The 19,401-nt window shown below is 49.7% G+C and carries 14 protein-coding genes; 6 read left to right on the top strand and 8 right to left on the bottom strand.

The window, feature by feature from the left end; all coding sequences use genetic code 11:
- Nucleotides 1-14: 14 nt before the first annotated feature.
- The 3 genes from ACFWUL_RS07800 to ACFWUL_RS07790 all read right to left on the bottom strand — a co-directional run bounded on the left by ACFWUL_RS07800 (nucleotide 15) and on the right by ACFWUL_RS07790 (nucleotide 3,316).
- Entirely contained in the window at nucleotides 15-791 is a 777-nt protein-coding gene (locus tag ACFWUL_RS07800) for an ATP-binding protein (RefSeq protein WP_322350056.1), read from the bottom strand.
- A complete protein-coding gene (istA, locus tag ACFWUL_RS07795) occupies nucleotides 781-2,352 on the bottom strand; it encodes an IS21 family transposase (RefSeq protein ID WP_416176889.1) in 1,572 nt (523 codons plus the stop codon). The genes ACFWUL_RS07800 and istA overlap by 11 nt, the downstream gene beginning before the upstream one ends.
- Nucleotides 2,353-2,437: 85 nt before the next feature.
- Nucleotides 2,438-3,316 (bottom strand): helix-turn-helix domain-containing protein, encoded by an 879-nt coding sequence (locus tag ACFWUL_RS07790; protein ID WP_416176888.1) that lies wholly within the window; start codon nucleotides 3,314-3,316, stop codon nucleotides 2,438-2,440.
- Between the two features lie 27 nt (nucleotides 3,317-3,343).
- Here ACFWUL_RS07790 and ACFWUL_RS07785 point away from each other — a divergent pair, with 27 nt between their 5' ends.
- The 5 genes from ACFWUL_RS07785 to ACFWUL_RS07765 all read left to right on the top strand — a co-directional run bounded on the left by ACFWUL_RS07785 (nucleotide 3,344) and on the right by ACFWUL_RS07765 (nucleotide 12,274).
- Nucleotides 3,344-5,107 carry an autotransporter outer membrane beta-barrel domain-containing protein gene (locus tag ACFWUL_RS07785; protein WP_416176887.1) on the top strand — a complete coding sequence of 588 codons (1,764 nt, stop codon included), beginning with the start codon at nucleotides 3,344-3,346 and terminating at the stop codon, nucleotides 5,105-5,107.
- 177 nt (nucleotides 5,108-5,284) lie between these two features.
- Nucleotides 5,285-8,821: a chromosome segregation protein SMC gene (gene smc, locus ACFWUL_RS07780; RefSeq protein ID WP_416176886.1), complete on the top strand. Its 3,537-nt coding sequence runs from the start codon at nucleotides 5,285-5,287 to the stop codon at nucleotides 8,819-8,821.
- A gap of 336 nt (nucleotides 8,822-9,157) precedes the next feature.
- On the top strand, nucleotides 9,158-10,102 hold the full coding sequence (ftsY, locus tag ACFWUL_RS07775) for a signal recognition particle-docking protein FtsY (protein WP_416176885.1): 945 nt from the start codon (nucleotides 9,158-9,160) through the stop codon (nucleotides 10,100-10,102).
- Nucleotides 10,103-10,486: 384 nt separating this feature from the next.
- Nucleotides 10,487-11,182: a M48 family metallopeptidase gene (locus ACFWUL_RS07770; RefSeq protein ID WP_416176884.1), complete on the top strand. Its 696-nt coding sequence runs from the start codon at nucleotides 10,487-10,489 to the stop codon at nucleotides 11,180-11,182.
- A 225-nt stretch (nucleotides 11,183-11,407) separates the two neighbouring features.
- Nucleotides 11,408-12,274, top strand: coding sequence for a LysR family transcriptional regulator (locus tag ACFWUL_RS07765; protein WP_297019126.1), 867 nt, complete (start codon nucleotides 11,408-11,410; stop codon nucleotides 12,272-12,274).
- 61 nt (nucleotides 12,275-12,335) lie between these two features.
- Here the strand turns inward: ACFWUL_RS07765 and ACFWUL_RS07760 are convergent, their stop codons facing one another.
- On the bottom strand, nucleotides 12,336-12,638 hold the full coding sequence (locus ACFWUL_RS07760) for a hypothetical protein (RefSeq protein WP_297019124.1): 303 nt from the start codon (nucleotides 12,636-12,638) through the stop codon (nucleotides 12,336-12,338).
- A gap of 43 nt (nucleotides 12,639-12,681) precedes the next feature.
- Nucleotides 12,682-13,902, bottom strand: coding sequence for an ISAzo13 family transposase (locus ACFWUL_RS07755; protein ID WP_416176758.1), 1,221 nt, complete (start codon nucleotides 13,900-13,902; stop codon nucleotides 12,682-12,684).
- A 549-nt stretch (nucleotides 13,903-14,451) separates the two neighbouring features.
- On the opposite strand from ACFWUL_RS07755, the gene ACFWUL_RS07750 reads away from it, so the two are divergent.
- Nucleotides 14,452-15,075 carry a hypothetical protein gene (locus ACFWUL_RS07750; protein WP_416176883.1) on the top strand — a complete coding sequence of 208 codons (624 nt, stop codon included), beginning with the start codon at nucleotides 14,452-14,454 and terminating at the stop codon, nucleotides 15,073-15,075.
- 360 nt (nucleotides 15,076-15,435) lie between these two features.
- Here the strand turns inward: ACFWUL_RS07750 and ACFWUL_RS07745 are convergent, their stop codons facing one another.
- The 3 genes from ACFWUL_RS07745 to serC all read right to left on the bottom strand — a co-directional run bounded on the left by ACFWUL_RS07745 (nucleotide 15,436) and on the right by serC (nucleotide 19,118).
- Nucleotides 15,436-16,074 (bottom strand): histidine phosphatase family protein, encoded by a 639-nt coding sequence (locus ACFWUL_RS07745; RefSeq protein ID WP_297019056.1) that lies wholly within the window; start codon nucleotides 16,072-16,074, stop codon nucleotides 15,436-15,438.
- 9 nt (nucleotides 16,075-16,083) lie between these two features.
- Entirely contained in the window at nucleotides 16,084-17,673 is a 1,590-nt protein-coding gene (serA, locus tag ACFWUL_RS07740; RefSeq protein ID WP_297019058.1) for a phosphoglycerate dehydrogenase, read from the bottom strand.
- Between the two features lie 371 nt (nucleotides 17,674-18,044).
- Nucleotides 18,045-19,118 (bottom strand): 3-phosphoserine/phosphohydroxythreonine transaminase, encoded by a 1,074-nt coding sequence (serC, locus tag ACFWUL_RS07735; RefSeq protein ID WP_307743132.1) that lies wholly within the window; start codon nucleotides 19,116-19,118, stop codon nucleotides 18,045-18,047.
- Between the last annotated feature and the right edge of the window lie 283 nt (nucleotides 19,119-19,401).

Raw genomic sequence — 19,401 nt, 5'->3', positions numbered from 1 at the left:
ATTATCTATATTTGTTAGTCAGCGGCAACTTTTACTTTTGAACCCTTCATTTCTTCTTCAGCAAGCCGTTGGCGCATGGAAACTTGCCCTTGAATCTCGAGTTTATAGGAGCCTGGGATAATCCGGTCAAGAATGGCATCTGCCACGGCTCCGCCACCAAGCTGCTGATGCCATCCGGAATAGGACAACTGGGAGCAGAAAATCGTAGATACCTTTCCAAGTCTGTATTCCAGAAGTTCCAGAAGGCTGTCGCTTCCGTTCGCTTTAACGGGAAATAGCAAGAAATCATCAAGAATAAGGAGCCGAACATTCTGAAGCTTCTTCAGATAGTCTTTCTGCTTATTCTTGGATTCTGCCAAAGAATAATCCATGAAGAAATCCGGCAGCCGAAGATACAGAACTTTGTATCCGGCACGGCAGGCATTGAGGCCCAATGCATTGGCGATGAACGTCTTTCCGCAACCGGTGGCACCGCAAAGGATTACATTACGCTGTTTGTCGATATAGGCATTGGTTTTCAGATAGTTGATGAGATTCCGATCCAGGTGACGGTCAGGAAGATACTGAATCCCGGAAAGATCAGCCTGGCTGTCGGAAAAATGGGCATTCTTGATGAGCCGCTTCAGCTTATTGTTGAGGCGTGCATCGGATTCTTTGTCGACAATGAGTGTAAGGCGCTCATCAAAAGTCATGTCAGCATATTGTTCGGGGTTCTCAATCTGATCCATATAGGCTTTGGCCATGACGGACAATTTCATTTCCTGCAATTTACGAATAGTGTCATTCTTCATGGTGATCACCTCCATAGTAAGCGGCACCTCTTACGAAAGCATGGGAATTGTCGTCAGCATTACTTTGCGGGGCCGTCTGGCATTCGGATTCTTCCGGTGTAAGTCCAATATCCAGTTTTTCATCTAAAATGCCTTTGACCAGCTTGTAGCGGGGAACCGGCATTTTCTCCAATGCAAGGCGGCAAGCCTTATCCAAACGGTCGGTTCCGTATTTTTCACTGAGCTTCAAAAGCCCAATGCATCCTTTGTAAGCCTGTTCTTCTACACGGTAGCTGCTTAAGAGTCTGTTTACCACTATTTCTGCAGATGGACCGCATTTCTTAGCCCAACGGCGGAAACGGTTTCCATCCCACTGGCTGTACAGCTGATGATTGGGAGGCATGTGCTCTGTAATCGTATCATACTGTCCCCAGCGACCGGTAAGACGTCTGTGGCTGGCAATCCGGGTCCCTTCATAGTAAATTTCTACTACTTTGCTGGTGAGCCGGACATCGACTCTTTTGTGAACATAGCGGAAAGATACGGAATAATTCTGGTGATCTACGGTTATATGGTAATTAAGCTGCACCGTGGCTTTCCGCCATTCTGCATACTCATAAGGGAAACGGGGCAGCGGCTGGAGAAAAGGAAGCTCTTCGGTAAGAAATACGGAATACCGGCTTCCATCCTTCTTTTGGAAAGGCGCTTTGTTGAATTTCTTAAGCAGCCCGTCCACAGCTGAATTAATCTCATACAGGCTGAAAAAATGATGGTTGCGTAGCTTTCCGATGATGTGAGTGGTGAGCTGACCAACACTTCCTTCAACGGCAGCTTTATCCTTTGGCGTTAACACACGGGCTGGCAGAATCGTCATGCCATAGTGATCTGCCAATTCCTGGTATGCCTTGTTGACCACAGGGTCTTCGTATTTCCTGTTAGAAACGATTCCGGTCTTAAGATTATCCGGTACAAGAAGCCGCGTGGAGCCACCGAAAAATGCCAATGCGTGGATATGTGCCTGAATCCATGATTCCTCTTTCATATCCGGAAATACTTCGGCATAGCAGTACATACTGAAAGGCAGTGTACATACAAACATATATGTCTTAGATATCGCTCCTGTAACAGGGTTGTACAAAGGAATTGTAGTACCGGCCCAATCCACCATCAGTCTCTCACCAGGTTTGTGGTGGATATGCATGGTCAGGCGGTTGGAACTCACGTAATCCCGGTACTTCTTACAGAACTGTGTATAGCGGAAATAAAGCTTTCCCGTTTCACGACAATCCATCACATACTCTTCCCAAAGCTGTTTGAGCGTAACACCGTCTTTCAAAAGTTCTTTATGCACAAAGGCATAATCCGGAGGTGTTTGGAGAGATGCAGCTACATCATCCGGGAATAACTTCTGGTGAAGCACATCGTCAGGCAGCTCCGGCAATTTGCCAGGATCCAACCCCTGTACCTGGTATGCCGTAACAACTTTGGAAACTGTATTGCGGGATACTTGGAGCGTTCTGGAAATGGAGCGCTGGCTTTCACCGTGGAGAAAGTGAACTAAAATCTCTTTTTCATTAGCCATTGAAACCACATCCTTTCGTAGAACAAGTGGGAATATCTCCACAAGTCCATTGTACAAGGACAATTGGTGGCTCTCTAGCGCGTATTCAAACAAAAAAGCAGGTGGCTCTCACCTGCGTATTGGGTGGCTCTGAGGAGCGTATTGGGTGGCTCACTTGGTGCGTATTATTCACAGTGCGTTTATCCGTGAAGATTTCCACAGGGATTCCGTAATCTTTGAGAGTCTGCCAGAGGACATGGTAATAGCCGTTCAGGGTCTCCTGGGTGTCAAAATAGCCGCCAGTCACGATGCCGGTAGCATCATCAATGAAGAGGTGGAGATGCCAGATCTTCCCGGGAACCCATTCATATGGAGTGGCATCACCCTGCAGCTGTTCCCCAAAGTAAGCATGCCGTGGACGCCGGCTGTGGGCATCTTCAGCAGCCACAAGATTGACTTGTATTTCCATCTGCTTTTTCTTGGATTTCGTGTTGCTTTTCATTGCTTCCAATTTCCTCCTGATCCGTTTTCTTTTGGACCGTGTAGCCTTAGGAGAGAGAATAAAGGCTGCCTCAAGAATGGAGGCTACAGAGGAAACGGAGACATGGATATTCTCATGTCTGTCCAGAAGTTCGGTAAAGTGGGTAAAATTGGCGCCATAGTACTCATTCTGGTAAAGAGCCACAATTTTTTGTCTGAGTGAGGCTGGAAGTGTTGTTACGGGCTGTCTACCCCTGTTCCCGTGGACAAATGCTGCTTTACCTTCCTGACGATAGCGCAGAATTAACCGGTTCACGGTGCGGACAGTGCACCCCAGCCGGACTGCTGCTGCGAGCTTGTTGCCATCTGGATGATTAACAAGAGATTTGATTGTTTCATATTTGAACTGCTCGTCCATCGTTAATTCAACCTTTCTGATAAAAATTCCTCCCATCACTTGCATTAAGATTGTGATGAGATTGTACCATGACTGGGACATTTTCATTTGTGGTTACTTGAGACAATATCACTTGTGGTTCATACAGGATACAGTACAGGTAATGGCAGTATTGACAATAACGCAGTCAATATTACAGGACAGGCGGATCTGGAAAATGCAGACCTTTATGGTTATCTGGGAGGAAAGGGCAGCGGCAATATGCTCCGCATCGGTTATGACGGCAGTCAGGATGCCGTATGGAACAATCCGTCCGATAATAAGGTGAAGAGCGTTTCCAATTTTGACACCATTGAGCTTCACCAGGGAACCTGGGGAAAGACCATGCTTCATGTGGCAGACAATATGGATCTCAGTCATACCAAAGTGGACATCAGCCACCTTTCCTTTGAAAACGGGGCGCCCGCAAAACCGAACAGTGAGACCGTGCTTATCGATGATGAGGGAATATCCTATGATAATTCCAATACCCAAATTTATGATGGAAACGGTGGGAATGGCATTTCCCTTGCCTATTCTTTGGGGAATAGCGCCAGTGCTCTTCTGTCCGGATCCTTTATCGGTAAGGGGACCACAGACAACGGGAATATTGTCCTCAAGACGGGGAATGTAAATGTGGATACCGTCGATTTCAACCAGGTGGAATGGGGAAAGACGCCACTTACACTGGATTCCGGCGTGACCTATGATTTTTCCAATGCCAAAATCAATACGGCCGGTATTATTTTCAATAGTATTGCGTCCCTTAGGGAAGGTACCAATACAATGACTCTCATGAATACCCATAATGGCAGGGTAATAAATCTGACGAACAGCAGGCTTTCCGGTGAGACACTTCCCTATAGAGTCGGTACTACGCTGGAAGGTGATGGGAAGGCTTATCTGGATAATGAAAACCTGCAGTATTCTATCAGTCTGACCGATAAAACGAAACCTCATGCCCAGCCACAGACCCATATGACGGTCATGGGTCAGGAGGCAGGACTCACGGCCCTGGTGGATGGCAGTGACCTTGTGATCCGTGACCTTTCTACCATCAAGGAAAATGAAGAGAAATTCTTTGGTTTTGCTTCCGTCATGGGTGGCGAGAACCGGTATGACACAGGCAGTTACCTCAGAACCAACATGTGGAACGGCCACGCCGGTGTAGGTTGGAAGAGTCCCCGGTCCGACGGGAGTGTTGCGGAATATGCCCTTTTCTATGATTATGGTGATGGAAATTACCGTACCTATGATGCAGGAAGACGGGGGCACGGTAAAATCAATTACAAAGGTGCCGGCGTATTTGGCCGTTACCGCATGGGAAACAGGACCTTTGTGGAGGGCTCATTCCACACGGGCCGCCTGGATAATGAAGCCCGCCATGTACTGTACGATGGAAATGGCAAGGGCTATGACTATGATACGAACAGCCGGTACAGCGCATTCCATGTGGGCCTTGGCAGAATCTATGACAGGGGCAGCAGCAACACGGTGGAATTGTACAGCCGTTATTTCTATACCCATATCAATGGGGATGATTACGATTCTGGAGGGCACTACCATCTGGACAGTGCAGACAGCAGCCTGCTCCGTATCGGTGGACGGTGGAATCACAGGGGGCCATTGGTACAGTACTACGCCGGCATTGCCTATGAATATGAATTCGACGGAAAGGCGGCAGGCCTTGCAGACGGCGCACCTATCCGGAATGCAGCTATCCAGGGTAGCAGTGTGCGGTTTGAAGTTGGTGCCAAATATACAAAAGGTCCCTGGGTCTTTGACTTTGGCGGCCACGGTTATGCCGGAAAACACAAAGGGCTGGGCGGCAATCTGGATATTGCGTACCGGTTCTTCTGAAATTGAAGACAGAATTTCTGGGAATCATGCATGTTTTGAAAAGTCTCTCATCATGGAGAGACTTTTCTTTTGGTCTCAGCTGTCTTTACAGGGTCTGCAGACAGCTTCCAATTCCTGTATAATAAGTAAGAAACAGGACAGCCCTTTACGGGAAGATATGAAATTGAAGGAGAAACGATGAAATTACTTCGTCTCACGATGCAGGGATTCAAATCCTTTGCCGATAAAACTACAGTGGAATTTGCGGATGGCATGACGGTCATCGTAGGACCCAACGGCTGTGGGAAGAGCAATATTTCCGATGCCGTGCGGTGGGTGCTGGGTGAGCAGAATGTGCGAAATCTCCGGGGCCAGAAGGCAGAGGATATTATTTTTTCCGGCTCCGAATCAAGACCCGCTAAAAATGGGGCGGAAGTGACGCTGGTACTGGATAATTCAGCCCATGAACTTCCACTGGATACGACGGAGGTTTCCATCACAAGAAGGCTCCTTCGGAACGGGGACAGCGATTTCAAAATCAATAAGAGAAGCTGCCGGCTGAAGGATATCCAGGAGCTCCTGGCCAATACGGGCCTTGGCAAGGGTTCCCTGGCCATTATCGGGCAGAACCGGGTAGACCAGGTCCTGTCTGCCCGGCCGGAGGAGCGGCGTCTCATATTTGAAGACGTGGCAGGCATCAGCCTGTACCGCATGCGTAAGAATGAGGGCCTCCGGAAGCTGGAAAAAACGGCGGAAAACATGGAACGGGTAAAGGATATGACCGCCCTTCTGGATGAACAGCTCATTCCTTTGAAGGAGGGAGCAGAAAAGGCAAAGGCCTATAAAGAACTGCTGAAAGAGAAAAGGGCAGTCACCGCTTCCATGGCTGTGCTGAAACTCACATCCATTGGCCGCATGCTGTCCCGGTATGAGACGGAGTACAGAAACCTGGAGGAAGAGGATCTCTCGTGGGAAACGAAACTGGCTTCCTTTACGGCGGAGCGGGAGAAGCTGGAAAAGCAGGCACTGGATTATCAGGAAGGACTCCGGGACCTGGGCCAAAAGACGGCGGAAGCCCAGCAGAAGATGGAAGAACTCCGCGGTGACTATCGAGTCCGGGAAGAAGCGTTCCACCATGCAGAAGAAAAGAAGAGGGAACTGGCGGCGGAGGAAGAAGACCAGGCAGAGGCAGAAAAGGAACTGGCTGAGGAAATCGAAAGCGCCAGGGAAGAATACCATAAGTCCCTTTTGGCCTTCCAGGAATGGGAGGATAAGAAAAAGAAGGCAGAAGCAGAGAAAAAAGAACTGGAAGAGAAGCTGTCCGCTTCTGAAGAGGCCTTTGCTGCCAAGCTGGCGGTGAACCGAAAAAAAGTGGCGGACAAAGAGCGGCTGGAACAGGAAAGCCGCCATCTGGATGATGAAATCAACCGCCTTGGCAGGGAAAAAAGGGCATTCGAATCCTCCCTCATAGAAAAGAGGGAGTCCCTCGACCAGCTTAAGAAAGCCATGGACGAAATGGAGAAGAAAGAAAGGGAATTGTCCCAAAAGCTGAAGGGGCTGGAAGAAAAGGGAAAAAAGGACAGCCTGTCCCTGAAAGAAGCAGAAAATCAGCGCTTTTCTCTCATGAATGAAAAGAGCAGGGAAGAATCTGCCCTGGCGTCTCTCCGGTCCCGAAGGGAATACCTGGAGCATGCGGAAAAGGAATATACCAGCTTTTCCATGGCCGCCAGAACGGTGATGACGAACCGAAGCCTCTTTGGAAATGCCATCCATGGAGCCTTGGGGGATCTGGTGAGAGTACCGGAAAAATATACGGAAGCGGCGGAAGTGGCCCTGGGAAGCCGTATCTCCTGCATCGTCACAGACACCACCGCATCGGCAGGAAAGATTATCGGTTGGCTCAAGGAAAAACGGTTAGGCCGCGCCACATTTTTCCCGTTGGAATCCATGCATCCCTCGGGCTATACAGGGCAGGAACGGAAAGCTGCGGAAGAGCCGGGGATCTGTGGAATCGCATCGGATCTCTTTACCTGTGATGCCCCGTACCGGGACCTTATGGCCTCGCTTCTGGGGAAGACCCTCATAGCGGAGACACTGGACGATGCAAGGCGGGTGGCAAAAAAATATGGCTACCGGTTCCGCATCGTGACATTAGATGGCCAGGTTGTGAATGCCGGCGGGTCCATGACCGGCGGCTCCATGAGAAAGAAAGAAAATACCTTTTTTGGAAGGAAGAAGGAAATCAAATCCCTCACAGCCCGGGAAAAAGAGGCGGCAGAAAAACTGTCTGCCTTGGCGGAGGACCTGGCAGCCAAGGGCAGGACCTGTGATGAACTGGCCCATCGGGTCATGGAGGAAAGGGAATCCTGGCAGGCGGCCAAAGTGAATCTGGCTTCCCTGTCTGCCCAGAAGGAAGGACTTCATAAGACCTGGTCCGACAGGAAGGCCCTGGCGGAGGAAGCAGAAAAGCAGATACAACTCAGGGATAGAAACCTGCAGGAAGCAGGAGAGAAAAAAGAACAGATACAGCGGGAACTGGAAAGCCTGGCGGATATTCCGGAAGTAGGGGAAGACCGGGAAAGCCTTGCTTGTAAAGCTGCACTGGACAGGAAGGGAGAAGAGATTCTTTCCATCCATGTGTCCCTGACGAAGGCGGAGGAAGCCCTTTCCTTTGGCCGCCGCATGAAGGAAGACCGGGACCGGGCACTCCGGGAACAGGCGGAAGACCGGAAAAAGCTGGAGCAGGAGAAGAAGGAAAATGAGACGCTCCTCGTAAATCTCCAAAGGGAAATGGAAAAACTGTCCGCCGATTTCAAAACTGCTGAAAACGAATGGCAGCAGAAAAAGAAAACCCAGTCCCGTATGCAGGATGATTTGGACAGCTTTGCCATGAAACAGAAGGAACTGGAGTCCTCCTGGAGGACTACACAGGAGAAATCATCCTCCATTAAGAGAGATATGGCAGAACTGAAAGGACGGATTGATAACTTCAAGGCCCAGGAGGAGGAAGAACTGAGGCGGCTGGAAGAAAATCACATGACCCGGGAAGAAGCGGAGGCCGCCCGGCTTCCCGGCTCCATGCAGGACATGAAAAAGAAATCGGAGAGTATCGCTGAAAAAATCGGCGCCCTTGGCAGCGTAAACCCCAATGGGGAAGAAGAATACAACCGGCAGCTGGAAAAGCGGAAATTCTATGAAGAACAGATTGAGGACCTGAAAAAAGCAAGGTCCGGTCTGGAAACGGTGATCCAGGATATTGACCGGACCATGACGGAGCAGTTCACAAAGGCCTTTGGGGAAATCAATAAAGAGTTCGGCCGCATTATGCAGCTCATGTTCCAGGGCGGCAAGGCCCGGCTGGAACTTACAGACGATGCCCATCCGCTGGAAGGGGGCGTGGAGATGTATCTCCAGCTTCCCGGTAAGAAGCGGCAGCCCTTGACCCTCATGTCCGGCGGGGAAAGGGCACTTACTGTGATTGCCCTCCTCATTTCTTTTATGGCCTGCCGGCCAGCGCCGTTCTGCTTCGTCGATGAAATCGATGCAGCCCTGGACGATGCCAATGTGGAGCGGTACAGCCGCATGATCGCGGACTATAAGAACCGTACCCAGTTCATCGTCATTTCTCACAGAAAGAAGACCATGGAATTTGCGGATACCCTCCAGGGCGTGACTATGGCGGAAAAGGGCGTTTCCTCCCTGATTACGGTAAAAATGAAGGATTACGTGGAATAGCGATATTTCAGTTTGTCGAGCTGTTGGGGCGACGCTGATGGGTAGAGTCATTCGTGCGGAGGCTTCTAGCTGCTAGCTGCTAGCTTTCAGGAAAGCTGTCCAGCCTACGGCACGAATGACTGACGGAAATACCGGGTAGAAGCGCCGCAGGCGGATTAGCCTTCCTAACAGCTAGCCGCTAGAAGCTAGGAGCTCCATGCGAGTGACTCTATCCGCAAGCGTGCCAAACCGTTCGCTCCAACAGCTCGACAAACCGCAATAGTCTGGAAGTCGGCTCCTATTTTTCTTTCGGTCATGATACAATAGAGACATAGAATTTATGTCGGAGGAATAGATATGGGATTTTTTGACAAAATTAAAAAAGGCCTGACGAAGACAAAACAGAGCCTCATCAAGAACATCGAAAGCGTAGTTATCGGCTATGCCCAGATTGATGACGATTTCCTGGATGACCTGGAAATGGTACTGCTGTCCGGGGATATCGGTGTGCGTACCACCGATTACCTCATGCGCCAGATCCGGAGAGGCGTCACGGAAGGCGTGATTCACAATACCCATGAGGTCATGCCGTTTATGGAGAAGACGGTAAAGGATCTCCTGAGGGATGATACTATTGACCAGGAAAATACCCACCATCCGGAGGTAATCCTGGTGGTCGGCGTCAATGGGGTGGGCAAGACCACCACTATCGGCAAGCTGTCCGGCCGGTTCCACAAGGAAGGAAAGAAAGTACTGCTGGCAGCGGCTGATACATTCCGGGCAGCCGCTTCGGAGCAGCTGACTATCTGGGCAGAACGGACCGGTGCAGACATCGTGAAGCATGCGGAAGGGGCTGATCCGGCGGCGGTGGCTTTCGATGCGGTTTCGGCAGCCAAAGCCCGGGGAGCGGACGTGGTACTCATAGATACGGCAGGCCGTCTGCAGACGAAGGTGAACCTCATGGAAGAACTGGGGAAAATCAGCAGGGTGGTCAAGAAGGTGATTCCCGATGCGCCGCACCAGACACTGCTGGTCCTGGATGCCACTACCGGCCAGAATGCTATCAGCCAGGCAAAGAATTTCGGAGAAATTGTACCGCTCACCGGTGTGGTTCTCACAAAGCTGGATGGTACCGCCAAGGGTGGTGTGGTTCTCTCGGTCCATGAAGAACTCCATGTACCGGTCAAGTGGATCGGCCTTGGTGAACGGGAAGATGACCTGGAGCGGTTCAATCCCGATGATTTTGCCAAAGCTCTCTTTGAAACTGATGACCACGTGCTGCAGGAAAGCACGAAAGTGTAATCACGAAATTTTATGGAGCCAGGTTCCCGCTTAGGGTGGGAACCCGGCTTTCTTTTGCAATTTTTGGGATGGTCTGATCCAATTGCGGTTTGTCGAGCTGTTGGGTTTGGCGCTTATGGATAGAGTCATTCGTGCGGAGGCTTCTAGCTCCTAGCTTCTAGGAAAGATCAACAGCCTACGGCACGAATGACTGACGGAAATACCGGGTAGAAGCGCCGCAGGCGGATCATCCTTCCTAGCTGCTAGCCGCTAGAAGCTAGGAGCTCCATGCGCATGACTCTATCCGCAAGCATGCCAACCGCCAAACCCCAACAGCTCGTCAAACTGAAATTGGCAGTGCAGCCATTACTGATATTCCTGTTCCATAGAAGAAAGGAAAATCCATTGTATAAGAAACAGCCATTGAATAAAACCTATCCTTATCCTGTAAGCATTATTACGAAGTCCGGTCTTCGGGGCATGTATATTCGGCTGACCAGGGATAAAACGGTGAAGGTGACAGCACCCCTATCCATGCCGGTGGAAGAAATAATCCGGTTCATTGATTCCAAGGATGCCTGGATACGGAGGAACCTTTCCCGCATGGCGGATCCTGTTCATTATGAATATTTTACCGGAGAAATGCACTATTTTCTGGGGAACCGGTATCCCCTCCATTTCTTTCAGGCTCCCTCCAGTGGTATTGCCCTGCGGAACGGGCAGCTGGAAATGGATATGACCGCCCGTACGAAAAATCGGGCGCTCCTCTACAGAAAACTCATGAAGGAAGAACTGAAGAAAGTACTGATCTCCTATATTCGCCTGTGGGCACCGCGGATGAAGGTCACACCCGCTTCGGTGACGGTGAAGGTCATGAAAAGTCGGTGGGGAAGCTGCAATGTGAAGACAGGGGACCTCTGCTTTGCCCTGGACCTGGTAACAAAGCCGGAGGACTGCATAGAATCGGTGGTGGTCCACGAGCTGAACCATCTGCTGGAGACGGGCCATACACCCCGGTTCCATGCCCTTATGGTTCACTGGCTTCCGGACTACAAGGAAAGGACAAAGATTCTGACCGCCTGGCCCAGGGAGTTTATATAAAGCAGCACCGGGAAGATCTGACCTGCCATATTCATCAGCCCTTTCCAGACCCGGTAAACTGCAAAGCCTCTGTATCCGTATAAGGGGCACTTTTAGGAAGCCTACTATTTATCTTCAAAGAAATATGGTATAATCTAATAAAATAATTTTATACCAAGCGTAAAGGGAGCCTATAGCGGGCTGTCCTGTCAGAATTTATCTTTTTTTGCTGTGAGGGGTTATTCGATGAACAATACGGACTGGAAAATCCTCATATATCTTCGTGAAGAACGGAGCATAAACAAAGTGGCCAAACGCCTTTTTATGACGCAGCCTTCTTTGACATATCGGTTGAGCCAGATGGAAAAGGAAATCGGCTGTCCCCTGTTTATCCGTACAAACAAGGGGGTCCACTTCACGGATGCCGGCAACCGCCTCTTTTCCTTTGCGGAAAAAGAGCTGCAGCAGTACCAGGACATGAAAAACTATGTCACCCATGAGCCTAATTCCATTTCCGGAGTTCTCCGCATTGGTGCCAGCCAGTCCTTTGCCCAGTCCCACATGCCTTCCATACTGAAGGGATTCATTGATAAGTATAATGATATTGAAGTATCTCTCACCACCGATACCAGTGACCAGCTGGTGAAACTGGTAAAAAAGGAAGATATTCACCTGGCCATTGTCCGGGGCAACCAGGAGTGGCCGGATGCGGACATCCTTTTGGAAGATGCGCCGCTGTACCTTATTTCCGCCAAGAAAATTGACTACCGCACCCTGCCGGACGAACCATCTATCCGCTATCGCAGTGATCCTACACTGGATGAAATCCGTACACGGTGGTGGCGGCAGAATTTCACCGAATCTCCCCATTTCATGCTTACCGTTTCCGATTGCCTGACCTGTGTGGAAATCGTGAACCAGGGCCTTGGCCATTCCCTTATCCCCGCGGATCTCCTGCCGAAGTGTGAACCCCAGGTCAATCGGGAAATGATTTATGATAAACAGAAACGGCCTGTCCTTCGTCCCAGCCACCTTATTTATAAACAGGCCATGCTCCAGTCCACGCCGGTCCGGATGTTTGTAGATTTTGTGAGAGAATATTTCAAGGTATAATAAAAACCTCCCGGTTCTTTAGAGCCAGGAGGTTTTTGTCTGTCCTATTGGGAAGTGTCCATTACAGGCGGACCAGAAAACCCAGCATTCCAAACAGCCAGGTGGATATGGCGAGAAACAGGGCAGCTGACAGTTTTTCCAGTTTCAATCGGACTTCGAAATCCTTCTTTTTCCAATGGCAGCCCCAGATGGCTTTCACAAATCCCGCATGGTCCACACTTATCATACGGAGCAGGGTACAGTAATTTAAAAGAAGGTAGATGCAGATCAGCGCTGGCCGCAGTTCTGCATTCATGAACCAGGCCAACCAGGGAAAGCAGAGATTATATACAAAGGCTATAAAACCACCAAGAAAATAAATCATTTTTTGTCGGAATGCTTCTTCTAAGGATCTGTGCATTATTAAGCTATTCATATGATGGCCTGATGACATAATTCCAATCAGGATGAAATTCATTTCTTAGCAGATTAATGCCAGCAAATTCCTTGTCAGAAACTTTAGTGCCTTTAGGGTAGACTGCGGTATCCGCTTTACACCGAACCACAAGCCCATTATCGGTAGTTGTTGAAGCGATCAGATTAACGATAATTTCAAGCGTTTCCAAAGGACGGCCTCGCCAGTTCTTTGTAATTTGGCTGAATAGTCGATGCTCTATTTTATTCCATTTGGATGTTCCGGGCGGGAAGTGGCAGACTTCGATTTCAAGGCCACTTTCATCAGCAAATTTTTGCAGCTCAAATTTCCAAAGCCGGCTATGGCTTCCATTGCTTCCACCACCATCTGCCGTAATTAACAGACGGGTTGCTTCAGGATATCGTGGTTTACCCATCTCATCCCACCAGGAGCGGATCGAATTCACTGCGAACTGCGCAGTATCTGAGCCTACTCCCACATTCACAAACCCTTCATTGGCTGCAATATCGTAAACGCCGTAAGGAGCAGCTTTTCCCTTGTCAGGAAGAGGAAAGTCATGGTCAAGAACGTTTACCGGATTTCCTTTTTTGGCATATTCGGCTCCGCTATTTTTGAAATTTCCAATGTTTTCCTTTTTCTTACAGTCTATGGAAATAACAGGAAACCCGTTTTCCATGTATTCTTCAGCAGTTTCGTTGATGTGCCGGAACTGTGCGTCCCTGTCTGGGTGCTGACTTCCAACCTGGTTCATTTTTTGATTGATTTGGAGGCTGTAACCCATATCTTTCAAGAGGTATCCGATTTTACGATATTTAATCTTATAACCACGGGCATTCATTTCCGCTTCGAGGTTACGCAGGCTCTTTGTCGTCCAACGCAAAGGTCCTTGGGGATCTCCAAAAGTGGAATTTTCCATAAGGCTTTCAAGTGCTTCTATAATTCCCGGCTGAGTAACCTCTATGGGCTTACGACCGCCGCCTTCCCTTCGGATACGAGGGGAAGGTGCATCTTGAGATAAATAGGGATGTTCAGAATTCAGATCTTTTATGCCATTCGTTATGGTTACCCGGGATACGCCAGTGGCTTTGCTGATAGCAGTAATTCCACCGTGGCCGAGTGCTTCGGCTTCAGAGGCCAGATATACTCGTTTCTGCGCCTCGTTAAGCAGTGGAAGCATCTTATTGATTTTATCTACAGGGACTTCTTTAACCATGCTGATTTCCTCCTTGGCATCAGCATAGCATTTTTTACACTTTTAATCAATTAAAATGTAAATATTGTTTGTGCACAATTCCTAAGTCCGTATTGTAGGCGAAAACGAGGTATCCATTGATACAGCATAAGCAGAGACACCAAAAAAACAGAATGACCATATTCACACCCCTGAACCAGTTTATCTGTTAATTTCATAAGTCTATCTGATTATAACATGAAGTTTCAGGCTTTTCCTGCTTCTCAAAAGGGGGCGGGGAGCGAAATTTTTCTTCAGTCCTATGCACTTTGTATGACCGAAGAGGACCGGAAAGGACCCCCAAGGAAAGGAACGGAGATTTTCTTCGTTTCTTCTAAAATAGGGAAAAGGACAGAAAAAAGTCCCATACCGCTGAATTTACATGGATATAGAAAAAATATTTTGTGATAGTAATCTCCGTCTATAACGCTATAAAAAGAGAAGAAGTGATACAATGGGAAGAATGGAGACAGGGAAACAATGATGATTCTTTCTATGAGTATTCAGCGTTTTGGTCATTGGAGGTGCTCTATGAGAAAACTTTGGACAGTGCTCATTGCTTTTCTGGCAGCCCTTTGTGTTGTAACCATGGCAGAGGCGTCAGATGAGCAGGAGACGAACAGGAAGCTTGGCTATTTTGACAATACCCGGACGGTACTGCTTCTTCCCGCCCGCTGGAGGGGACAGGGCAGCGAGGCTGCAGCCTATGTGAACCGGGATATGAAGCAGATTTTCCGTTATCCCTATTATCGGACACTGGATGGGACGGACTACGATAACGCAGCCGTTTCTCCTTCAGAGCTTGGTGACATAGCAGATAAAACGGGAGCAGACATCGTAGTGATGCCTGTGATTACGGAATGGTACCAGATGGTGTTCCACCGCTTTATCTTCGATGACGATGACCCCATCCTCCAGACCAGGGCAGTCATCGATATTTACAGCTATAAGAAGACAGACGGTACGGTGCGGGATGATCGGAGCAGCTACTTCAATACGGAAGATGAAAGTACAACCCGGAATGTGTATATCCTGGATGATATGATGAAGAAGATTTATAAGACTTTCCCTTATCGTCGTGTTCCAACAGATGTATCCCGTTCTCTTACCGATGATACTACGGATAATACGCCAAAGACAGGCATGAAGAACTGAGGCGCCCGGGAATGGAGGGAAGCAGATAATTCATCAAATTGCGGTTTGTCGAGCTGTTGGAGCGGTGCTGATGGATAGAGTCATTCGTGCGGGCTTCTAGCTTCTAGCCGCTAGCTTCTAGGAAAGCTCTACAGCCTACGGCACGAATGACTGGCGGAAATACCGGATGGGAAGCGCCGCAGGCGGATCAGCTTTCCTAGCAGCTAGAAGCTAAAAGCTAGCAGCCCCGTGCCAATGACTCTATCCAACAGCATGCCAAACCGCTTACTCTAACAGCTCGCAATACTGAAATTGGCAGTACCCTCAAAAAGAGCGCCGGAAAAATGAGAAATCATTTTTCCGGCGCTCTTTTGGGTTAGTTTACAGCCCTTTCTGTTCGATGCCACTGACCAGGTATCCCAGATGGGCCGTGCTGTTTAATGTGACCAGGCGCCAGGTGCCCTGGTCGCATTCCAGTACGTTGATACAGGCATTGTCCTGCTTGATCTGCCAGAAATGGCCCATGGAAAGGCCCAGGAGATCGCAGATGATGGCCTTATTCACCGCATCGTGGGCAGCCACAAGCACCGTTTCTCCATCGTATTTTCGGGCATATTCATCGAAAGCTTCTCGGGCCCTTTTCCTCACATCTTCCAGATTTTCCCCCTCCGGCATCTGTACCTGCTCCGGATGGGTATGCCAGAGGTGGAATTCCTTTGGATACCGGGCTTCGATTTCATCGGCATGGATGCCTTCCCAGAGGCCATGGGAAATCTCGATAAGCCGGGGATCTTTCATGACAGTGAGGTGATGGTAGTCCGCTGCCATGCGGCAGGTTTCAAAAGAACGGGACAGGGGGGAGGAAATGGCCCGGTCAATGGGAATGTCTTTCAGGGCCAGCGCCGCTTTCCGTCCCTGCTCAAGGCCCTTGGGGGACAGGGGCGTGTCTTCCTGTCCCTGGTAGCGGCCTTCGATATTCCAGGTGGTTTCTCCGTGCCGGAGAAGGATGATCCGTATCATAGGGGCTCCTTAGTGTTCGCAGTGAATGACTTTTACATCGTGAATGCCATCGATATTCATGAGGGCAGGAATGACGGCGGAGGGGATGTCCTTATCCACAGCTACTGCCATAACGTTGGTTCCCTCTTCTTTGCCGGCACCTACCTGCATACCGTTGATGTTGATATGCTCCTTGCCCAGAACCGAAGCGACCTGTCCAATCATGCCGGGCTTATCTTCGTGGGGCGCAATGATGATGCAGCCTTTTGGTTCGAAGTCTACCCGGAAATGGTCGATGGAAACGATTTTTGCTTCTTTCCGGTCGAAGAGGGAGCCGGTGATACGATGGCTTCCCTTATCCGTATCTACGGTAAGGGAAATGGTATTGGTAAAATAATGGCCCTTTTTGGCTTTCACTTCTCTTACATCCATGTGGCGGTTTTCCGCAATGCCCCGGGCATTGACGAAATTGACTGTCTGCTGGAGTACGGGAGCCAGCAGGCCCTTCAGTACCGCTGTGGTGAGGGGTGCCGTTTCGGTATCTGCCAGCTCGCCGGTGTATTCCACGTTTACCCGGTTAATGCGTCCGCCGGCAAGGTCAATGGCAATATTTCCCATCCGTTCACAGAGATTGAAATAGGGCTGGATGACATGGAGGGTCGCTTTTGTAATGGGCGAAGCATTGACGGCCGTAGCCACCGGTTCGCCGTGGAGGGCCTGCATAACGCCAATGGCCACATCCGTAGCTACGCCGGCCTGGGCTTCCTTTGTGGAAGCGCCAAGATGAGGTGTGAGGGCCACGTTTGTCATACCGAGGAATGGATTTTCTTCCGGCTTCAGCGGTTCATGGGGCCATACATCGATGCCGGCTCCGGCAACCTTGCCGCTCTTCAGGGCTTCTGCCAGGGCATAAATATCGATGACCGCACCACGGGATGCATTGACGATGCGGACGCCGTCTTTCATTTTTTCGATTTCTTTCTTGCCGATCATGCCCCGGGTTTCATCGGTGAGGGGCGTATGGAGGGTGATGTAGTCCGATTCTTTGAGGAGCGTATCCAGGTCCACCAGTTCCACACCCAGCTGTTTGCCCCGTTCCAGAGGAATATAGGGGTCATATCCGATGGTTCTCATGTTGAATGCCTGAAGCCGTTTGGCCACGTTCGAACCTACCCGGCCAACACCGATAATACCGACGGTCTTGTTCAGAAGCTGGATGCCGGTGAAGCTTTTCCGGTCCCAGCGGCCTTCCATGATGGACTGGTGGGCCTGGGGAATGTGGCGGGTCATGGACAGCATGAGGGCAATGGTGTGTTCGCAGGCGGCAATGGTATTGGACTCCGGCGTATTGACCACGGTAATTCCTTTCTTTGTAGCTTCTGCTACGTCGATACCGTCGATGCCAACACCGGCGCGGCCGATGACTTTCAGGTTTTTCGCCGCATCGATGACCTTGGTGGTGACCTTCGTCTGGCTTCTGGTGATGATGGCATCGTAGTCTCCAATGACTTTGCAAAGTTCCTCTTCATTCATATTCGGCTGGATGTCTACAATAAATTCCTTTTCCAGTATTTCCTTGGCTTCTTTGGCTACATCGGCGGTAATAAAGATTCTGAACATATTGGTTTCCTCCTTGTCAGGTGAATAGATATTTGGGATAAACAATTGAAAGTCTGTAATTCTTTCTGCAATTTGACGGAAGTGAAAATGGGAGCACTGCCAATTTCAGTTTGTCGAGCTGTTGAGTTCGACACTGGTGGGTAGAGTCATTCGGGCGGGGGCTTCTAGCTTCTAGCTGCTAGCTTCCAGGAAAGCTGGCCAGCCTACAGCATGAATGACTGACGGGAATACCGGGTAGAAGCGCCGCAGGCGGATCAGCCTTCCTAACAGCTAGCCGCTAGAAGCTAGGAGCTCCATGCGAGTGACTCTATCCGCAAGCGTGCCAACCGCCAAACTCCAACAGCTTGATAAACTGCAATTGGCAGATTGCTTTATCCGTGAACCCGTTCGTATTCCTTCATGAAATCTGCCAGGGCTTCTGCGGCTTCCGGGGTGACGGCATTGTAGAGGGACACCCGGAGGCCTCCTACGAGACGGTGGCCCTTGACGCCGATGAAATCATTAGCTTTGGCTTTTTCTACAAAATCCTTTTCCATGGCTTCATTTTCCATATTGAATGTCACATTCATGCGGCTCCGGGCTTCCTTTGCTGCGTGGCCTTTGTAGAATCCATCGCTCCCATCAATGACGTCATATACCATGGCAGCCTTTACTTTATTCCTTTCTTCAATGGCTTTGAGACCACCCATGTTCTTGATCCAGTGGAGCATGCGGTTCAGGGTGTAGATGCAGAAAACCGGCGGTGTATTATAGGTGGAGTCTTTCTTGACGAATGTATTGTACTGGAGAAATTCCGGAATGTCCGTCCGCGCCTTGGCCAGGAGATCTTTCTTTATGATGGCCAGGGCCACTCCGGCGGCGCCAAGGTTCTTCTGGATGCCGGCCCAGATCATGTCGAACCGGTTGAAATCAATGTCCCGGGAAAGAATATCGGAGGACATATCGCAGATTACCGGTACATTGACTTCCGGGAACTTCCAGTATTCCGTGCCGTAAATGGTGTTATTGGCGCAGATATAGAGGTAGTCAGTGCCCGGCTTTATATCATAAGTATCGGGAATGTAGGAGTAGTTCCTGTCTTTGGCGGAATTGGCATCATACACTTCACCGAAGAAGGCTGCAGAGTTTCTGGCCTTGTGTGCCCAGACACCGGTGTCCGCGTAGGCAGCCCGGGTGTGGAGGAAATTGTATCCGGTCATAAGGAACTGCATGGTGCCGCCGCCCTGGATGAATACGATTTCATAGTCATCGGTAAGGTGCATAAGCTCACGAAGGAGAGCCTTCGTTTCATCCAGCATATCCTGGAACTCCTTGGACCGGTGGCTGATTTCCGTAATACCCATTCCCGTGTTTTTAAAATTGGTGAGGTCTTCTTTCATGGCTTCCAGCACTTCCAAGGGCATGGGGGAAGGACCTGCATTGAAATTGAATACTCGTTTCATCATAAACCTCCTGATAACACAAAAAGAGAAGACGTCCCATGGGACGAGCTTCTCTTTTCTCGCGGTGCCACCCAATTTAGCCATTGCAAAAGGAAGAGCAGGTATAAAAAAACGCTCTTCATCCACTAAGGGACGAGAGCACCCGCGATACCACCCAAATTGCCATACGGCCATCTTTAGTCTGCTGTAACGGGCATACCCGAAGGATTCATCATCCCTGTCTCCGAAGTGGAAAGATAATGGAACGGTAACAGCTCACACCGGCCGCTGTCTCTCTGAAAAAGTA

This window comes from Dialister sp., from assembly GCF_047832375.1.
Classification (GTDB): Bacteria; Bacillota; Negativicutes; order Veillonellales; family Dialisteraceae; genus Dialister.
The sequence above is the reverse complement of the archived record's forward strand: the minus strand, read 5'-3'. Positions and strand labels throughout refer to the sequence as shown.